At 52.7% G+C, this 15,975-nt stretch carries 17 protein-coding genes and 2 tRNA genes; 7 read left to right on the forward strand and 12 right to left on the reverse strand.

Going from position 1 to position 15,975, the window contains the following annotated elements:
• Positions 1–419: 419 nt before the first annotated feature.
• From IEV46_RS02895 to IEV46_RS02910, 4 genes are read right to left on the reverse strand one after another with little or no spacing between them, the layout of a single operon-like run.
• Positions 420–698: a hypothetical protein gene (locus IEV46_RS02895; protein WP_188429708.1), complete on the reverse strand. Its 279-nt coding sequence runs from the start codon at positions 696–698 to the stop codon at positions 420–422.
• Positions 695–1,861, reverse strand: a complete 1,167-nt coding sequence (locus IEV46_RS02900; RefSeq protein WP_188429710.1) for a Ger(x)C family spore germination protein — start codon at positions 1,859–1,861, stop codon at positions 695–697. Before IEV46_RS02900 ends, IEV46_RS02895 begins: the two co-directional genes overlap by 4 nt.
• Positions 1,858–2,964 carry a GerAB/ArcD/ProY family transporter gene (locus tag IEV46_RS02905; protein WP_188429712.1) on the reverse strand — a complete coding sequence of 369 codons (1,107 nt, stop codon included), beginning with the start codon at positions 2,962–2,964 and terminating at the stop codon, positions 1,858–1,860. Before IEV46_RS02905 ends, IEV46_RS02900 begins: the two co-directional genes overlap by 4 nt.
• Positions 2,961–4,544, reverse strand: coding sequence for a spore germination protein (locus IEV46_RS02910; RefSeq protein WP_188429714.1), 1,584 nt, complete (start codon positions 4,542–4,544; stop codon positions 2,961–2,963). Before IEV46_RS02910 ends, IEV46_RS02905 begins: the two co-directional genes overlap by 4 nt.
• 118 nt (positions 4,545–4,662) lie before the next feature.
• Between IEV46_RS02910 and nfi the strand changes: the two genes are divergently transcribed.
• The gene (gene nfi / locus IEV46_RS02915; protein WP_188429716.1) at positions 4,663–5,343 is read left to right on the forward strand and encodes a deoxyribonuclease V; all 681 of its coding nucleotides are present in this window, start codon (positions 4,663–4,665) and stop codon (positions 5,341–5,343) included.
• Between the two features lie 67 nt (positions 5,344–5,410).
• Positions 5,411–5,719: a DUF4870 domain-containing protein gene (locus tag IEV46_RS02920; RefSeq protein ID WP_188430320.1), complete on the forward strand. Its 309-nt coding sequence runs from the start codon at positions 5,411–5,413 to the stop codon at positions 5,717–5,719.
• Positions 5,720–5,786: 67 nt separating this feature from the next.
• Here IEV46_RS02920 and IEV46_RS02925 read toward each other — a convergent pair whose 3' ends face one another.
• Entirely contained in the window at positions 5,787–6,698 is a 912-nt protein-coding gene (locus IEV46_RS02925) for a hypothetical protein (RefSeq protein WP_188429719.1), read from the reverse strand.
• Between the two features lie 195 nt (positions 6,699–6,893).
• On the opposite strand from IEV46_RS02925, the gene IEV46_RS02930 reads away from it, so the two are divergent.
• Positions 6,894–6,990, forward strand: a tRNA-Sec gene (locus IEV46_RS02930).
• Between the two features lie 307 nt (positions 6,991–7,297).
• Here the strand turns inward: IEV46_RS02930 and IEV46_RS02935 are convergent.
• The 4 genes from IEV46_RS02935 to IEV46_RS02950 all read right to left on the reverse strand — a co-directional run bounded on the left by IEV46_RS02935 (position 7,298) and on the right by IEV46_RS02950 (position 9,550).
• Positions 7,298–7,792 carry an NUDIX hydrolase gene (locus IEV46_RS02935; protein ID WP_229735876.1) on the reverse strand — a complete coding sequence of 165 codons (495 nt, stop codon included), beginning with the start codon at positions 7,790–7,792 and terminating at the stop codon, positions 7,298–7,300.
• 13 nt (positions 7,793–7,805) lie between these two features.
• A complete protein-coding gene (locus IEV46_RS02940; protein WP_188429723.1) occupies positions 7,806–8,306 on the reverse strand; it encodes a GNAT family N-acetyltransferase in 501 nt (166 codons plus the stop codon).
• 246 nt (positions 8,307–8,552) lie between these two features.
• A complete protein-coding gene (locus tag IEV46_RS02945) occupies positions 8,553–8,765 on the reverse strand; it encodes a hypothetical protein (protein WP_188429725.1) in 213 nt (70 codons plus the stop codon).
• A complete protein-coding gene (locus IEV46_RS02950) occupies positions 8,765–9,550 on the reverse strand; it encodes a ParM/StbA family protein (RefSeq protein ID WP_188429727.1) in 786 nt (261 codons plus the stop codon). Before IEV46_RS02950 ends, IEV46_RS02945 begins: the two co-directional genes overlap by 1 nt.
• A 163-nt stretch (positions 9,551–9,713) precedes the next feature.
• Between IEV46_RS02950 and IEV46_RS02955 the strand changes: the two genes are divergently transcribed.
• The gene (locus IEV46_RS02955) at positions 9,714–9,965 is read left to right on the forward strand and encodes a PGPGW domain-containing protein (RefSeq protein WP_188429729.1); all 252 of its coding nucleotides are present in this window, start codon (positions 9,714–9,716) and stop codon (positions 9,963–9,965) included.
• Positions 9,966–10,017: 52 nt separating this feature from the next.
• The gene (locus IEV46_RS02960) at positions 10,018–10,491 is read left to right on the forward strand and encodes a hypothetical protein (RefSeq protein ID WP_188429731.1); all 474 of its coding nucleotides are present in this window, start codon (positions 10,018–10,020) and stop codon (positions 10,489–10,491) included.
• Between the two features lie 224 nt (positions 10,492–10,715).
• On the opposite strand, the gene IEV46_RS02965 is transcribed toward IEV46_RS02960, so the two are convergent.
• Positions 10,716–10,789 (reverse strand) — tRNA-Gly (locus tag IEV46_RS02965).
• 148 nt (positions 10,790–10,937) lie between these two features.
• On the opposite strand from IEV46_RS02965, the gene selB reads away from it, so the two are divergent.
• A complete protein-coding gene (gene selB / locus IEV46_RS02970) occupies positions 10,938–12,851 on the forward strand; it encodes a selenocysteine-specific translation elongation factor (protein ID WP_188429733.1) in 1,914 nt (637 codons plus the stop codon).
• A gap of 15 nt (positions 12,852–12,866) precedes the next feature.
• Here the strand turns inward: selB and IEV46_RS17965 are convergent, their stop codons facing one another.
• Positions 12,867–13,445 (reverse strand): PTS sugar transporter subunit IIC, encoded by a 579-nt coding sequence (locus IEV46_RS17965; RefSeq protein WP_229735877.1) that lies wholly within the window; start codon positions 13,443–13,445, stop codon positions 12,867–12,869.
• 170 nt (positions 13,446–13,615) lie between these two features.
• On the opposite strand from IEV46_RS17965, the gene IEV46_RS02980 reads away from it, so the two are divergent.
• Positions 13,616–14,200, forward strand: a complete 585-nt coding sequence (locus IEV46_RS02980; RefSeq protein ID WP_188429735.1) for a YqaA family protein — start codon at positions 13,616–13,618, stop codon at positions 14,198–14,200.
• A gap of 37 nt (positions 14,201–14,237) precedes the next feature.
• Here the strand turns inward: IEV46_RS02980 and IEV46_RS02985 are convergent, their stop codons facing one another.
• A complete protein-coding gene (locus IEV46_RS02985) occupies positions 14,238–15,860 on the reverse strand; it encodes a peptide ABC transporter substrate-binding protein (RefSeq protein WP_188429737.1) in 1,623 nt (540 codons plus the stop codon).
• Positions 15,861–15,975 lie beyond the last annotated feature (115 nt).

The following is a 15,975-nucleotide window of genomic DNA, read 5'->3' on the forward strand; positions in this document are numbered from 1 at the left end:
GCGGATCCACCTGCATACACACTCCATACAACTTCTCCTCTCTTCAACGCACGATCCGCCTCCATGGAAAAACCCCTGCGGAACGCCGCAGGGGTGGAAAGTCCGACGTGGTTAAACAGAGTCAGACCGCGCGTTCCCTAGTTTTGTTTTGGGAGAGGCGGGAGTTTCGAACTCTCCGGCTTCATTTTGAGAAGCCTCATCCATTGTATCAAAAATGGCGGAAGAATTGACTTGTTTTCCCTTGGAATGATGTTCACGGCGGGAAAAGGGTAACGTCTCACCGGGTCGATGCTGTGCCTGTCCTCTTCTTGCCCGTTCATCCCCGCTATTGTACCTCACCCCGTCTCCAAGCAAAACTTCGCTTTAAATACAGTACAGCCCCCCTTCACATCCGGAGATTCGCCATGGCAAAGAACACTTCACATGGTTCCCCCCGGATACGGATCACCCAACACAAGCAGAGCTCGTCCCTCCCCCTCCATCCATCGCACCAAGGGACTGAGCATCTTTTCCAACAACCAAGTGGGTCCGGGAAGCTCCGGAAAATAAAGAAGCAGAACGGCCAGCCCCCATCCCAAAGCCAGCAGAACGATCAGGGCCGCCCTTTCCTTCCTTCTCCCCGAATGGATCATCCACCATTCATACCGCCCGATCAACAACAGGATTAGGGTGATACCGAGCAGGATCATACCTTTCATTTCTTTTTCACCTTTTCCATAGGCAGGCCGGCGGGCCGGTTGGTCATCCCGACCCGTTCCACATCCACCTTCACTTGCACTTTCACCTTGACTCGGGGAAAAACCTGATCCCACCGATCCTTCACCTGTTCCCATTCCCGGGGATACCTGCGGTGAAAGGTTTCAGCAAATCCCAAGATATCCGCTTTCAAATCATGCTGCACTTTCTGCAGCATCTTCTGCGCCAGCGTATAGATCTCTTTTTCCGCCGCTTCTTCCACCATCCGGACAAATCGGGGATTCCTCATGGACAGATCCGTCTCATTCACCTCAATGTCATCCTCTGCATGAATCCGGACAGTCATCCGCCATTCGCCCTGCTCGATCTTTGGGATCATGTCCACTTGGGAATTGACGACTCTTATCCCCATATCTCTCCGTCCCTCGGGTATTTTCAAAGATATGACTCCATTTTTCATTTCGTTGCGATGCCATAAAACCCCCTCAGTAATTTCCTGGTTCAGTTTTCCAACCCACTTCCCTTTTTTAAGTATCGCCGATCCATGAATATACGGGATCGTTTTGTCGACAGGTTGGATATAGGGGATGATTGCCGTCTGTGCGTCGCCGGCCATCATCTGTGCCAGCTGATTGATATCCATCGCCTTCCTCCGCCGCAGATCCACCATGTTTCGGATCGTTCGCGCTGCGGTAGATTCCACGGGAGCTTGGATCCCCAGAATTGCCCCAGGATCTTCACTGATAAAAACATTGGCCCGTAACCGCATTTGCGGATGTCGTATGAGAAAATCGATTTGGGGTTGAATCCCCTGGCGGACTGCCCTTTCACCAAACACCACCAGCATCGTATGCCCCCAAAACAATCTCCGTCCCACCTTCTTCTGCAGTTTGAACAGGGCGTCGGGCACTGTCTCCCCTGTTTCCGACCGGAGGAGTGTCTTCCCCCCCCCACCCCCTTCACTCGTCGCCCCCATTCCTCCCCCTTTCAGGGTCCGGGGGGTGATCTCCTGGGTGAACACTGTGATCTTCCCGTCCTGGGCTTGCTCGATCCCAAGTGCGCTAATGATGGCCAAATGATTTAATTCTTGCCGGTCCCAACAGCCAACGAGAAGGAGGGGGAGGAGGATCAGACAGTGAATCGGACGGATCCCCTTTCGGGTCACTGGACCACCTCCCCCTTTTGCAACCCCCGGTTCCGCCATTCCGCGATCAACCATAACAACAGGGGGATCAGAACGTTTGTTCCCGGGAAGGAGAAAGGGAAGATCGTGGAGATGGCTCTGTACAGCTCCTGAGATGAAGGAACCACCCACAGACTGAGTCCCGCCGCCAGAAAAGCCATCGGGAGTGAGTAGGGCTGGTAATCAGACAGGTTCAGCCACTGGGAGGTTCCCAGCACCACTACGTAATGAACCAGGCACAGTTTGATAAAGATGCCGGTCATCCATAGCATCAACATGATCGCATCCAGATGTTCAAAAAATTGGGCATAGCTGATATAGCGGGTGGCCTCAAAAAGCGGGTAGACCATCACCAGATATTCCATCCCGAACACAAAAAGACAGATCAGATTGATATAGAGGAACAATAACGCCACACTGGTGACAGCGATCAGGCCCCGCCGCAATCCCTTGGAAGGGTCGGCCAACAGCGGAAGCAGAAATGTGATCACAAAAAATTCACTGAACCAGATGCCGGGCACCATACTCCCTTTCAGTGAAGGACCGATCCCCTTTTCCAGGATGGGAAACAAATGTTGCACATCCCAAGACTGAACTGTCAAGCACAAAGTGACCAAGAAAATCAACAGAGCCGCCGGGAGCAACGCCTGGGTTACACGGACAATCACTTCCACCCCGCCTTTCACGGCAAAGGCGGACACCAGCATCATGCTCCCGACAATCACTGTCATCGGTGTTTGCGGTAGGAAGATCCCTTTGACAAATTCCGCGTATTCCCGCAGGGTGATTCCCACCAAAACCAGATAGGAAACCAGAAAAAGGAGGCCCAATGCTTTTCCCGGAAAGGTCCCTAGGATACGCGGGCTGTATTGGATAATGTTTTCCCCCGGATAGATGCGATGAAGGCGGAAAGCCAATCCGACTGCAACAAAGCCGTACAGGGAGGCCCACAACACAGACAGCCACAGGTCCCGTCCGGCATACCAACCCGTCATATTGGGGGAAACGAGCGTCCCCGTCGTGCTGATCCCTGCGAACAATATCAGGGCCATCTGACCGGATGAGATGCGTCCCCGCTCGATCATTTGGAATCCCTCCTATCTCCTCCCTGGGCGGGTCCCGGCTTTTGATCAGGTGCTTCCCTCCGAAGGTTGGAGGGAGAAAGCTCTTGAGGGCGCCGGTCCATTTTCCACCAGGGGGCCCGCCACAAAACATCTTTTAAGTCCCTTTTTTGCCAGGGTGCCAGGGGAGACAGATAGGGAACCCCGAAGGAACTCAAGGTGCACAAGTGTACCACGATCGCAAACAACCCCAAGAGCATGCCAACAATCCCGAGCGTCCCTGATAAGATCAGCAATGGAAAACGAAGAGCGCGCATCGGCAACCCCAGAGCATAACGGGGAATGGTAAAGGAGGCGATCCCCGTGGCGGCTACCACGATCACCATCGGAGCCGAGACAAGCCCTGCGGAGACCGCCGCCTCCCCAATCACCAGAGCCCCCACAATCGTCACAGCGGACCCGATGATGCGGGGCAAGCGCAGTCCCGCTTCCCGAAGCGCCTCAAAGGCAAATTCCATCAGCAGCGCTTCCACCAGACTGGGGACGGGAATCTGTTCCCGGGCAGCGGCAAAACTGATCAGCTGCTCTGTCGGGATCGCCTCCTGATGAAAGGTGGTGGTTGCCACATAAAATGAGGGCAGAGCGATGGAAACCAGAAACATCAGATAGCGGAGCGACCGAATCATCGTGGCGGGGATGTAACGGCTGTAATAATCCTCCGCCGCCTGCAGCATGGTGGTCAAGGTGATCGGAACCACCAACACCACCGGCGATCCGTCCACCAGGATGGCGATCCGCCCTTCCAACAGTTCAGCGGTGACCACATCGGTTTTTTCCGTCGTGAGTACCTGAGGAAAGGGGGAAAAGGGATGATCCTCGATAAACCCCTCAATATATCCACTGTCTATAACTCCGTCGATATCGATCCGCTCCAAACGTCGGATCACTTCTTCCAGGAGGTCCGGATGGACAATATCTTCCATATATGCGACGATCACTTCTGTATGGGTATAGCGACCGAGATGAAGGGATTTCAGCTTCAATTGGGGAGTGCGGAGCCTCCGGCGAATCAGAGTGGTGTTGATCCGGACCGATTCGATGAACCCCTCTTTGGGCCCGCGGATCACCGGTTCATTTTCCGGTTCAGTGATCCCCCGTTTTTCCCATTTGTTCACACTCAGATCGAGTGCCCCAGCGACTCCCTTGATCAAGAGGAGCGCATTTCCCATCGTCAGGGCTTGAGCCCCCTCTGAAAAGGTGGACACGGGTTTGGCTGAGGAGATGGGAAGGCGCCGCTCCAAGATCGTCTGAAAATCCCTGGGATCCACCTTTTTCTCCATCAATGGGGTTAACACATTTTCATTGATCTCCTCCACATTGGACATATTTTGGATATAAATCAGCTCCGCCTGGACCTGTTCGCCGACTCGAAACGGGTGAAAGATCACATCATAACAATCGGTGAACAGATCACGAAAAATACGACGATTCTCCTCAAAATCAGCATCCAGAGAAGAGTTCAATTGACTTCCCCAGCCGTCGATTCCCTGGGAAATGATCTCTTTTTTTCGTTTCTTCTTGCGAATTCCGCGGAAGATCGACATCTATGTCCAAATCCCTTCCAGAAAAGCATGCTGTATGTTAATTTGTGTTAGGAAGGGAAAATCCATTCCTCCACTTTACCGTCTCATCATTGATCTCCAACCCAAGGGAGGGTGAAATATGGAACCGGTGAACGAACATCCGTGGAATTTGGATGTGGAGGAGGCCCTCCTTCTCCAACAGAAATTGGCAACCTGTGTGATCCAAGAAGATTCACTGCAGAAAATTGAAACGGTTGCCGGCGTCGATGTTGCCTACCACCCCGTCTCCGATGCACTGATTGCCGCGGTGGTTGTGTTGGACGCAGTCACCCTTCATCCCGTCCAATCGGTCCGGGTGGAGGATCAGGTACATTTCCCTTATATCCCCGGCCTGTTTTCATTCCGGGAGCTTCCACCCATCATCAAAGCCATGAAAAAACTGACCCTCCGACCGGATCTGATCGTTTGTGACGGTCAGGGTATCGCTCATCCCAGACGTTTTGGCCTGGCCAGCCACCTGGGTGTTTTGTTCGATGTGCCCACCATTGGGTGCGGAAAAACCCGTTTGGTCGGAAAGGCGCAGGAGCCCGGACCAAAGAGGGGAGACTTCGCACCTCTCTTGGATGAGGATGAGGTGATCGGCAGTCTGTTGCGGACACAGGATCACATCAAGCCCGTCTGTGTCTCCATCGGCCACCGGATCTCCTTGCCCACGGCCCGGGACTGGATTCTGAAGCTCTCCCCCCGTTATCGTCTGCCGGAAACCACGCGACAATCGGATCAACTGGTCCGTAGGTCCCTCGCGGAATCCCGGCAGTAGCCACCCTGTGGAATCTGTGACTCCTTCTCTGTATGACCCAGAAAAGTTGTTATTTTTTTCAGGAGGAATCCAAGTGAAAATTATCAAGATTCTGGTTCATGCTAGCACTTGGTTTGCACCGGTGTTGGTACCGCTCATCGTCTGGTTGTTGACCAATGAAAAGGATTTGAAACGGCTGTCGCTGCAAGCTCTGGTGTTCCATTTTGTGATTTGGTTGCTGGTCTCCATCTCCATCTTTTTCTCTTTCATCCTGATCGGAATCCCGTTTTTAATCATTTTTGGGCTGATCGGCTTCATCGCCCCGATCCTGGGGATCATCCGGGCCCTGCAAGATCGCCGGTTCGACTATCCCATCATCGGTTCCTTCATCCGTTAAATGAATCGGATTTCTACTCATGAAACAAGCCGTCATTCTGTTGGAACGACGGCTTGTTTCTCTAAGATCAGGTCATCTTCTTTTTCCGGTACACCATCAGACCGAGGATGACGAGCAGGACGATGGTCCATCCGCTGTAGGCTCCCGCTTTGGCGGAATAGGTACGTTCCGACTCCGCCAGACGGCCGCTTTGGTGCATTCCTTGGATCGCACGGATCGCCTGGTCATAGGTGCGAAACTCATTGTTCTTGCCGGGAATCACATAGGTGCTGCTTTCCTTTGCCTTCACTTTCAAGGTCTTGCTCTCCTGCATCCCCATCCGGACACCATCCACTGTCCCGTAAAAGACCGTCTTCAGGATATACTCTCCCGGGGGCAACTGTGCCTGCAATCGGGGGGTACTTCCTTCATGCACATACAAAATCTCACTGTCAGGCCGGGCCACCGCCATCATCCAATGTCCATCGACTTCCCGGCCGGTCATCCGGGCCTGGACCACAGTGGAACCGTCTTTCCCCGGCTTGTCCGCTTTTTGCTGGATCCGGGGAATATCAAAGGAATAGAATGTGCTGGCGGTCACCGGCTTCCCGTTCACCGTACCTTCAAAGCGGACGGTGAGGCGATAGGGGTTGGGGCGGGTAATGGGAAGCTGAACTGTTCCTGTTTTCGACTCGACCTTCCCCCTGCGGACGACAGTTTTGACACTTCCTTCGGATAAGCGGACTTTTTCGGGGTAGGCATAACTGAACCTCCAGACTCCCTGGACGTCTCCGTCCGGAACCCATTTTGCACGCACTTGGACTCCCAGCACCTTCCTCTCCGGTACCCCGATCCACTTTTCATCCTTTTGGGCAACGGTAAGCACCCGATGCTCTGTATGAATGTCCAGTGAATCTGTTTTTTCCGCTGCACTCAATTCAAACATGGAGGCGAAAAAAAATAAAAATAAAAGCGTTGCAATCACCCGGATCCGCTGCAAAAGATCACCACCCAACCTGCCGGGTCCCTTCACCCCCGAATCTGTTTTCCGGATCAGGCCACACCCATTATATCCGACTTCTCTTAAAAAGGGTATCTATCATGTGCCGAACTTCAATCTTGCTTCGCCAAAGCGTCGCACCTCTTCCCTTTGCCACCATCGTCCCCGGTATGGTAAGATAATGTCCAGTACCATGGGAGCGGATGGGGCACTGGTGTCCCCCCCGGTCTTCAAAACCGTGCGGGAGGCGCGTGACGTCTCCGGTGGGTTCGATTCCCACACGTTCCCGCCAATGGTGGAGGAAAACGCTGGGATCCCACAGATCCCGGCGTTTCCTTTTTTCCCCGAGGTTAAAGCTTCAAGGGACCGGAATGGTGCTGGAAGAATCATCGAGTGTTGTCCAGAGAAACCCGGAGGCGGATACGACCCAGGGGGGAGTGCCGGTAGTGCAAGTCCACACAGGGTCACATCCTTAAAGCGTTGTGAAACACTCGTCACAGGGAAGGTTGGGTTTTACATGGAGCATTTTGGCTCACAAGACCTTTGCGTGGAATATGAACCCCGTCCCGACCACCCGGCCAGCACACAATCACACATTTCTAATGCTCTTCATCCGTATGTACCACATGTTCGGGAGTAACCGGAAGATCTTCTTCAGCCAGTCTCCACCGCAGAAAAGATGGAAACAAAGGCAACTGTTTCACGTCCTGCAGTGGGATCCACTGAAGCATCATGATATCACCTTCCTCCTCCATCGGAAAGGGACCCTCTTTTTTACAGACCGGTGAGGTCTCCGGAAGGTGACTCAAATAATAAAAGGCCAGTTCATGAACCTCCCTCCCCTGGAAACGGTAGAAGTTTTCCACCGTCCACAACAACCGATCCATCTTGGCATCGACACCCAACTCCTCCCGGATCTCCCGCAACAGGGTTTCCCGGCTGGACTCCAGAAGTTCCCCCCGCCCACCGGGAAGAGTCCAATAGTGCTTCTCATCTGTGCCATATCTTCCTGCCAAAACTTTTCCCTCCCGGATGATGACTGCCGCCACCCGGAAATTGAAACGACCTTGTTTCAGTTCAAATGTAAGCGGCACTTCCCTCTCTCCTTTATCCAAGACGTTTTGCCATATAATATTCATCCACAAATTCCCCGTCCACCCACAGGGAATCCTTCTTGACACCCTCAATCTCAAATCCCCGTTTCCGATACAGGGCCAATGCCCGCTCGTTCCGGGTCATGACTGTCAACTCCAACCGATGAAGTCCCTTCTCCGCAGCCCAGGCTTCCACCTCTTCAAAGAGACGTGTCCCAATCCCTTTACCGGTATAGGCCTCCAGGATTCCCACCACCAAGTAGACACTATGGCGATTGCGTCGCCACCTTCCTCCCACTGCTTCAATAAACCCGACAAGGTGATCCTCCACTTCCGCCAACAAAATCGTATGATTCTCCCTCGCAACCACATCACAAATTCGCTGTGCCGTCGCCTCTGCGCTCTCAGTACGTTCACCGGGTTCCAACATCATGAATGAAGTCTCTTCGTCCAACTGTCGTTGCAAATGCAAAAACGCTTCCGCGTCCTCCCCCCGAATCCGGCGAATCCGCATATCCATCCCCCCCGGGTATGCATTATAACAGAAAAAAGAAACACCAGCCCCCGCATGGGGCTGGCAGGCCGCAAAAAAATTTATCTTTTATTCACAGAAAGCGGGCCCCATCCACCCACATGAATGAGGGTTCATTCAGGAGGCACTATTTACAAACAACTGGAATAGAAAGGATTCCGGATGTTGAGCAGAAACCCGTCGCCCAAATGACGGAAGCCTCCCGACTTTCCCAGGAGGCTGTTTTATTCATCCAAAGGGCAACCCGCTCTTGCGGATCGCTTCCCCCTCATCATCGGAGGAATCAGTTGGTGAAGAATCGCAATCAAGGGCCCATTTGCGGAGAAGAGATTTCACCAATTCGCTGAAGTCGTCAGTGCTGCCCTCCACTCGTTCGAGGAGGGAGCGCTCGGCGGAGTCAGCCAAATCAAAGACCACCCCGTAGATCTTTTTCTTACCCATCAGAGGAGAGCCCTGCCGATTTCATAGTATCCCCGAACATTGGCCATTTGAGGATCTTCCACTACAAAGGCGTGATGGAAATGTTCCCGGATGTAAGGCTCCAACTTGCGAGCCATCCCTCCCACCAACATCACCACATCCCGGTTGCTCCAGGTTTTGGAAACCGTGCCGGCGATCAGATCGGCCATCTCCTTGATATTGGACACCTTGACTGTTTCCCAGCCAACTGGGAGAGTTCCCGATTCCCGGTCAATAAAAACCTTATCCTGGAATGTGGCGTAATTGGTGGTCTTGGCCCCGATATCAATAATCCGGACCAGTCCCATCCGCGGTGCCGAAAAGAAAGCGCCGCCTCCTTCTATCGTGCTGTATACATTCTCCACAAAAAAGGAGCGTTCCACACCGTTCACCGTCACCCGATGTGGCCCCTCGAGGAGGCGCTTGACCGCTTTTTGTTCCACATCAGTGAAATTGCCGATGGGCAATCCTGTGATCAGGGTGATCCGGCCCTTGGCCTGGGCCTGATGAAGAGCTGTCAAGGTGAGAATCAATGTTTCCTCCACCGCTTTGGAATCCTGCATCGCCTGGCGGGTGAATTCCCCTTCCCGTTCCGCCAGTTTCCCTACAAACCATCTCCGCCCTTGATACTCCATCTCCAAATCTCCCGGCAATTCCTGGCGGTAATTTCGTTTACGCCAACCGCTCACTTTGCTGGGAAAGAGAAAGGACTTCCCCTCCGTGATCACTTTGACATAGCTGCGTCCGCAATCCACTGCGATGATCATCCGCATCCCCCCGGTGCATCTATACGCAAAGGATTCATCCATTATTATGAATACGAGGTAGACACCCATATCATACATACTTTCCGCACTCTGTTTGAATCAAGGGCTGAAATCGCGGTATAATACGCCTGACAGTATTTCACGGTGAAGAGAGAGGATCCCCTTGAACAAACGAAAAGTTAAGCGATTGGCGGGTCGAATCATTGGCTGGTTTTTCATCGTATTGGGTGTTTTCGGTCTGGTACTTCCTTTTCTGCAAGGGGTTTTATTTATTTTAATCGGACTGATGGTTTTGTCGAAAACATCTTCCTGGGCCCATGACCTGGTGATCAAACTGGAAACCCGTTATCCCAAGGTCGGGCGACAACTAAACAAATGGAGGAAATACCCCGGACTGAAACGGATCCTCCCCTGAGAAAGCCCCACTGTGAAGCTGATTCTTCTTCATAGATTCAGGAGAGTGTAAAATGATGAAATCCGAGGAGGAAAAAACAAAAACAGAGGAACTGCATCAAACCCTGTACCTTGTTGCAGAGAAGCTGCAATCGGTATGGCAACTGACCCGAAAAAGAGGAGCCTATCTCCGAGAGGGTACACTGAGGGACTTGTTTGAGGAGACAACCCAAAAGGGACAAGCCCTCCAAAAGGGTCGGCTGGGCTACCTCCCCTGGCGGGAGGACCCTGATGGATATCTCCGGTGTTATGCGGAGGATGTAGAGTGGTCGGAAGAGCGATTGTCCCTGCGGGTGACTGAAGACCACCGCCCCTTTATTTCCCGTCTGGACGAAACCGGAAGAGAAATCAACCGCGCCTATATCGGTGAAGAGGCCAAGCCCTTTGCCGAATTGATCTGGGAGTCACCTCCGGAACATACCCCGGACAAAAAGCGGATAAGCAACAACGAGGACCAAGATGGGAAATCCGCTCACAATACAAAATAAATCCGCGCACCCGCCGGATTGTCAACCCGACGGGTGCCTTCCTGTTCATCCGTTGTTTTGCGCCTCCCAGTCCTCCCGCAACAAACCCATGATCACCATGTCCTGAAAACCCTCCGTCGTCCATTTAGCTTTCCGCAACCTTCCTTCCACCTGGAATGCGCATTTTTCATAACTTCATAGAGACGAAAAACCGTTGCGCCTGCAATGAGGGCAACGGTTTGATTTGGAGCGGATGACGGGAATCGAACCCGCGTTACCAGCTTGGGAAGCTGGTGTTCTACCATTGAACTACATCCGCATGGAATGGACTTTCTCTAGAAGACAATTATCATTTTAACATGAAGTTGTGGTTTTGACAAGACTTTTTTCTCTTTTTGTAGTGGGAACAGACACCGAAAATGATACCATGAACACAAACCAACTGCAATGGGAAAGGTGGCATGGGTTTGGAACCGAAACGATACGTAATCGGAACGGCAGGTCACATCGACCACGGCAAGACGATGCTCACGCGGGTCTTAACCGGTGTGAACACAGACCGGCTCAAAGAGGAGCAGAAAAGAAACATCTCCATCGAGCCCGGTTTTGCCCCCCTGACGCTTCCCTCGGGCCTTACCGTCTCCATCATCGATGTACCCGGCCATGAAAAATTGATCCGACAGATGGTGGCCGGGGTGGTGGGAATCGATTTTGTCCTGCTGGTGGTGGCCGCTGATGAAGGTGTGATGCCCCAAACCCGAGAGCATCTATCCATTCTGGATCTTCTCGGTCTGAAAAATGGTTTGCTCCTTCTCAACAAGATCGACCGGGCAGATCCCGATCTCTTGCCCATCATTGAAGAGGACTTGTTGGAGCTTGCCCGGGGTACTTTTTTGGAGGGAGCACCCATACTCCACATTTCCTCCGTCACTGGAGAAGGAATCGATCACCTGCTCCAAGTGCTGGATCAAAAACTTCCTCATATTGAACAACGAAAGAGCGAGGCTCCTTTCCGTCTGCCCGTGGATCGGTCCTTCATTGTCAAGGGAGCGGGGACAGTGGTGACAGGAACAGTTCAGTCGGGAAGCACTGGTCCGGGAGAAGTGCTGGAACTTCTCCCAGGTGGAAAGCGGGTCAAGGTGCGACAAACCCAGGTTCACAGCCAAACTGTGCCGATGGTGCAAGCGGGGCAACGGGCCGCGCTCAACCTGACCGGGGTCGATCGGGAAGAGGTCTTCCGCGGACAGACTGTTGTCCAACCGGGGATCTGGTCCACCTCCCGGCGGATCGACATTCGGGCCGTCTCCTTGCCGGATCTGGATTTCAGTCTTCGTCAGCGAAGTCTGGTAACGCTGATGATCGGAACCTCCGAGGTGTTCGCCGAGTTGATCCTGTATGACCGCAAGGAATGGAAACCGGGAGAAGAGATTTATGCCAGTTTGGTATTGCGAGAACCGGTGGTTGCAGGCCATGGGGATCGGTTTATCCTGCGCCGTCCCACTCCGTCAGCCACCATCGGTGGAGGCGAAGTGGCAGAACCGGCAGCCGTCAAGCGTAAGATTCACCCTTCCTCTGCAAGAGAGATTCGCCAAACCTTCGTCGGCGGTCTGTCCGTACGGATCCTGAGGGAGCTGGATCAGGCCCTCCTGTTGACTTTCCGGGAACTTCAGTCTCTGTCGGGAGAGGGAGAAGCGACCCTCTGCGCCGAACTGGAAGCGCTGAAGGAAGTGGATCGAATTCTCCCCGTTGCATCCGGCTTTGCTGCCGTCGACACTCTGACCCGGATCGAGGAAGAGATGAGAATTTGGCTCACCTCCTATCATCAGGAACACCCCATGCTTCCCGGTGTCCCAAAAGCGGAATGGGCCGCACGGTTTTTACCCGACCTCGGCACTAAAGAAGTCAACACCTTGTTGGAGATGTGGGAAGAACGGCGCATTCTGAATCAAAAGGGGGAATATATCGCCCTCCATTCTTTCACCCCAGACCTCCCTGATCAGTGGAAACCAGCGGTAAATCAAGTGGTGAACCGTCTGCAAAAGGAAGGTTGGACTCCCACCGAATGGGAGACCTTGCTCCAGGAAGCCAAAATCCCCGCCAAATTCGGTGAAGATATCCGGGGCTTTCTGGTACGGGAAGCGATCCTCGTGCCCTTGACAAAGAAGTTGTTAATGCACCGGGAAGCCTACGATCGTGCGGTTGAACTTGCGGCAAAAACGATCCGCCGGGAAGGGAGTCTCACCATGCAACAGGCCAAGGAATGCTTCGGTCTCTCCCGGAAATACCTGGTCCCCCTGCTGGAACTGATGGATAAAAAGGGGATCACCCGGCGCGTGGGGGACAAACGGATCCTGATCCAAGAAGATAAGGCTTCCCAATGAAGGGAAGCCTTGGGGTTAAAAGCCTGCGATTGGTGCAATGAATGCCGTCAGGATCACTGAAACCACTCCGAGACCGACAGCCCACCATCCCAGGATACTGCCTCTCCGACCAGCGATCACTCCCAGGATGATTCCGGCGGAACCCAGCAGGAATGGAACGAAAAAGAAGGATAAGACCGACAGAATAATGCTGGTGATTCCGAGACCTCTTCCTTCATCCCCGGTTTCTTCCCTTTCCACACGAGCTTCATCCCGCTCCCGTTCTTTTTCAACGGGGTCGGCAGCCGGAGCGATTTCGGCAGCCGTTTCCACATCCCGTTCCGGTTGATCCTGATTCCGGATTCGGTCCCGGACACGATCCGCTGATTCCTCACTTGATTCCACATCATCGTCGGCCCATGCTCCCGAAAACCCGACGGCATCAAATACATTGGGGGTGCCGGGAGTCACTTCATCAAAAACCACCTCATCGGCGGCCGCTCCAGGCTCCCGGCCGAATTCCACTTCGTCGGCGGAGCCATCCGTCGCTTGATCGGGTTGTAACTGTTGGTCCCGATGGTTGCCGTTTTTCTTATTCTCATTGTTTTTAACCACATCCAACCCTCCCCTCATCGGGCTGTTCTTAGTATGCATCCCGGGGGGACGGGTATGATGGCAGTTTTTGCAGGAATACCTCCTTTGTCCTACATCGAATGGAGCTTGTTCGCGGGAAATGGGACGTGCTAAGATAGTGAAGTCGAACAATCCGGGGGAGGAAAAACCTCATGTGGTCTGATTGGATCAATGCAGCGGTGGAGTGGTTTCTGTCATACGGTTCCTGGGGATTGGCCATCTTATCTTTTTTTGAATCGTCATTCTTTCCTGTCCCTCCCGACGTGATTCTCATCCCATTGGGGATCGCCCAACCGGAATTGGTCTGGTGGTATGCTTTGATCACCACCCTCTCCTCTGTGGCGGGAGCTCTCTTGGGGTGGTGGATCGGAAAAAAGTTGGGACGGCCCTTGATGCTTCGCTTTTTCAAACTGGAAACCGTGGAAAAAGTGGAGACATATTTCGATCGATACGGCGGTTTTTCCTTGGCTATCGCCGGTTTTACCCCAATTCCGTACAAGGTGTTCACCATCGCTTCCGGAATGTGTAACGTCCGCATCCGGGAAGTGATCATTTGGTCCTTGTTGGGAAGGGGAGTCCGCTTTTTCCTGGAAGCCTTGATCATTGCATGGCTTGGGAAAGCGGCAAGTGAGTTTATTGATCAATATTTTGGCCCACTCACCCTCGCCCTCGTTGCCCTGGTGTTGCTGGTGGCATTGGTCTGGCATCTGCTCAGGAGAAAACGGGCGGAAAACTGAAGAGAAAAGCACCCGGATCTCCTCCGGGTGCTGTTTTTTATTTTTTGATCTCGACAAAACGGTAATCATTGGGGCCTACGGTGTGTCGCAGGACATTTTTTACATCCGGCTGTTCCAGGATGACATTGTTGTAATAATAGATCGGAAACAGCGGCATCCCTTCAAAGAGACGCTCTTCTGCTTGATGTAAATATTCCATCCGCTTGGCATCATCTGTTTCTCCCAGAGCTTTTTTAAGAAGCTGGTCATACTTTTTGTCGCTCCATCCAGTCTGGTTCATGGAATGATCCGATTGGAAGCTTTCCAGGTAGTTGTAGGGATCATTGTAATCGGGAAGGAAACTGGAACGGGCAATGATGAAGTTTCCACTGCGCCGTTCATCAAAGTAGACTCCCACTTCCCGGGCTTGCAACTCCACTTCGGCATTCAGATTTTTGCGCCACATCTCCTGGATGGTTTCCGCCACCTTTTTATGCTTTTCATCTTTGTTGTAAAGGATGGTGACCTTCGGCAATTTCGTCCATCCTTCTTCCTTCATCCCTTCTTCAAGCAGTTTTTTGGCTTCATCCCATTGAGCATCCTGGATGTAATCTTTTCCGTTGGCCCGAAAATCCCCTGATTCGGACATCGTGCCCGGCGCTACATAAGCATAGGCTGGTTGTTGACCGCCCTGAACCACCTGGTCCACGATGGCTTTCCTGTCCACGGCGAGGGCGAAGGCTTTCCGAACCTTGACGTTGGTGAAGGGCTTTTCCTTCACATTGAATCGGTAAAACTCCAGACCTGAACTATCCGATACTTTCGCTTCACCCTCATCAATCACTTTTCCGGTCAAGTCTGGTGGAATTTCTCCGGGAGCTTCCGCAATGTGAAGATCTTTCTGTTTAAACATCTGGTATGCTGTGGTGGCTTCCGCAACCATCGCCCATTCCAGTCCGGCCAGTTTCACCTGATCGGCTTCCCGGTAATGTTCGTTTTTTTCAGCCACGATCTTTCCGTCATGCTTCCATTGGGTCATTTTGAAAGGACCGTTGCTGACATAATTCTTGGCATTGCTGAAGGGATTTTTATCCCCTTCCACTCCTTTTCGGTAGACCGGGGCAAAGGGGGTGTAGGCGGTCAAAGCTTCAAAAAAAGGGGTGGGCTGTTCCAATTCCACCACCAAAGTCGAATCATCCTTGGCTTGGATCCCCACCTCATCGGCTTGAGCCTTTCCCGCATTGTATTTTTCGGCGTTCTTGATAAAAAACATCAGGAAAGAGGCCTCAGATGCCGTCTTAGGATTGAGCACCCTTTTCCAAGCGTATTCAAAATCTTGGGCCGTCACCGGTTCACCATTGGACCATTTGGCATCCTTGCGCAGAGTGAAGGTGTAGGTAAGCCCGTCGTCGGACTTGTCGATCTTTTCCGCCACTGCCGGTTCCGGCTGATGATCCTTGTTCAGACGGGTGAGCCCTTCAAACAGGTTGTTCACCACTTCCATTGAGTCATCATCAAAAGCCTTGGCCGGATCGATGGATGTCGGCTCTCCGTTGGAAAGGTTCAGTTTTAAAACCTCCCCCTTTTCGGAACCGGCGTCCGATCCCCCTCCACAGCCGGCCGCAAACAAGCTGACTGCAAACAACAGTGCCAACGCACCGATCCATGACTTACGGATCATGTCCATTCCCCCTCAAGAAAAAGAAATCTCTGAATCATTGATCCATTTTTTCTTTCGATGAATGAAAACGCTTTTCCTCCTTTTGAACGAAAATCCACCGCAGAAGGACTCTCTA

The sequence above is a fragment of the Kroppenstedtia guangzhouensis genome, assembly GCF_014637345.1.
Lineage (GTDB): Bacteria > Bacillota > Bacilli > Thermoactinomycetales > DSM-45169 > Kroppenstedtia > Kroppenstedtia guangzhouensis.

Excerpts from the sequence above, each read along its gene's own strand:
- IEV46_RS02940 (WP_188429723.1), bottom strand. The coding sequence starts at position 8,306 with ATGCGGATTCGCCGGATTCGGGGGGAGGACGCGGAAGCGTTTTTGCAT.
- IEV46_RS02960 (WP_188429731.1), top strand. The coding sequence starts at position 10,018 with ATGATGAAATCCGAGGAGGAAAAAACAAAAACAGAGGAACTGCATCAA.
- IEV46_RS02985 (WP_188429737.1), bottom strand. The coding sequence starts at position 15,860 with ATGATCCGTAAGTCATGGATCGGTGCGTTGGCACTGTTGTTTGCAGTC.
- IEV46_RS02905 (WP_188429712.1), bottom strand. The coding sequence starts at position 2,964 with ATGATCGAGCGGGGACGCATCTCATCCGGTCAGATGGCCCTGATATTG.
- IEV46_RS02895 (WP_188429708.1), bottom strand. The coding sequence starts at position 698 with ATGAAAGGTATGATCCTGCTCGGTATCACCCTAATCCTGTTGTTGATC.
- IEV46_RS02945 (WP_188429725.1), bottom strand. The coding sequence starts at position 8,765 with ATGGGTAAGAAAAAGATCTACGGGGTGGTCTTTGATTTGGCTGACTCC.
- IEV46_RS02980 (WP_188429735.1), top strand. The coding sequence starts at position 13,616 with ATGTGGTCTGATTGGATCAATGCAGCGGTGGAGTGGTTTCTGTCATAC.
- IEV46_RS02910 (WP_188429714.1), bottom strand. The coding sequence starts at position 4,544 with ATGTCGATCTTCCGCGGAATTCGCAAGAAGAAACGAAAAAAAGAGATC.
- IEV46_RS02950 (WP_188429727.1), bottom strand. The coding sequence starts at position 9,550 with ATGATCATCGCAGTGGATTGCGGACGCAGCTATGTCAAAGTGATCACG.
- nfi (WP_188429716.1), top strand. The coding sequence starts at position 4,663 with ATGGAACCGGTGAACGAACATCCGTGGAATTTGGATGTGGAGGAGGCC.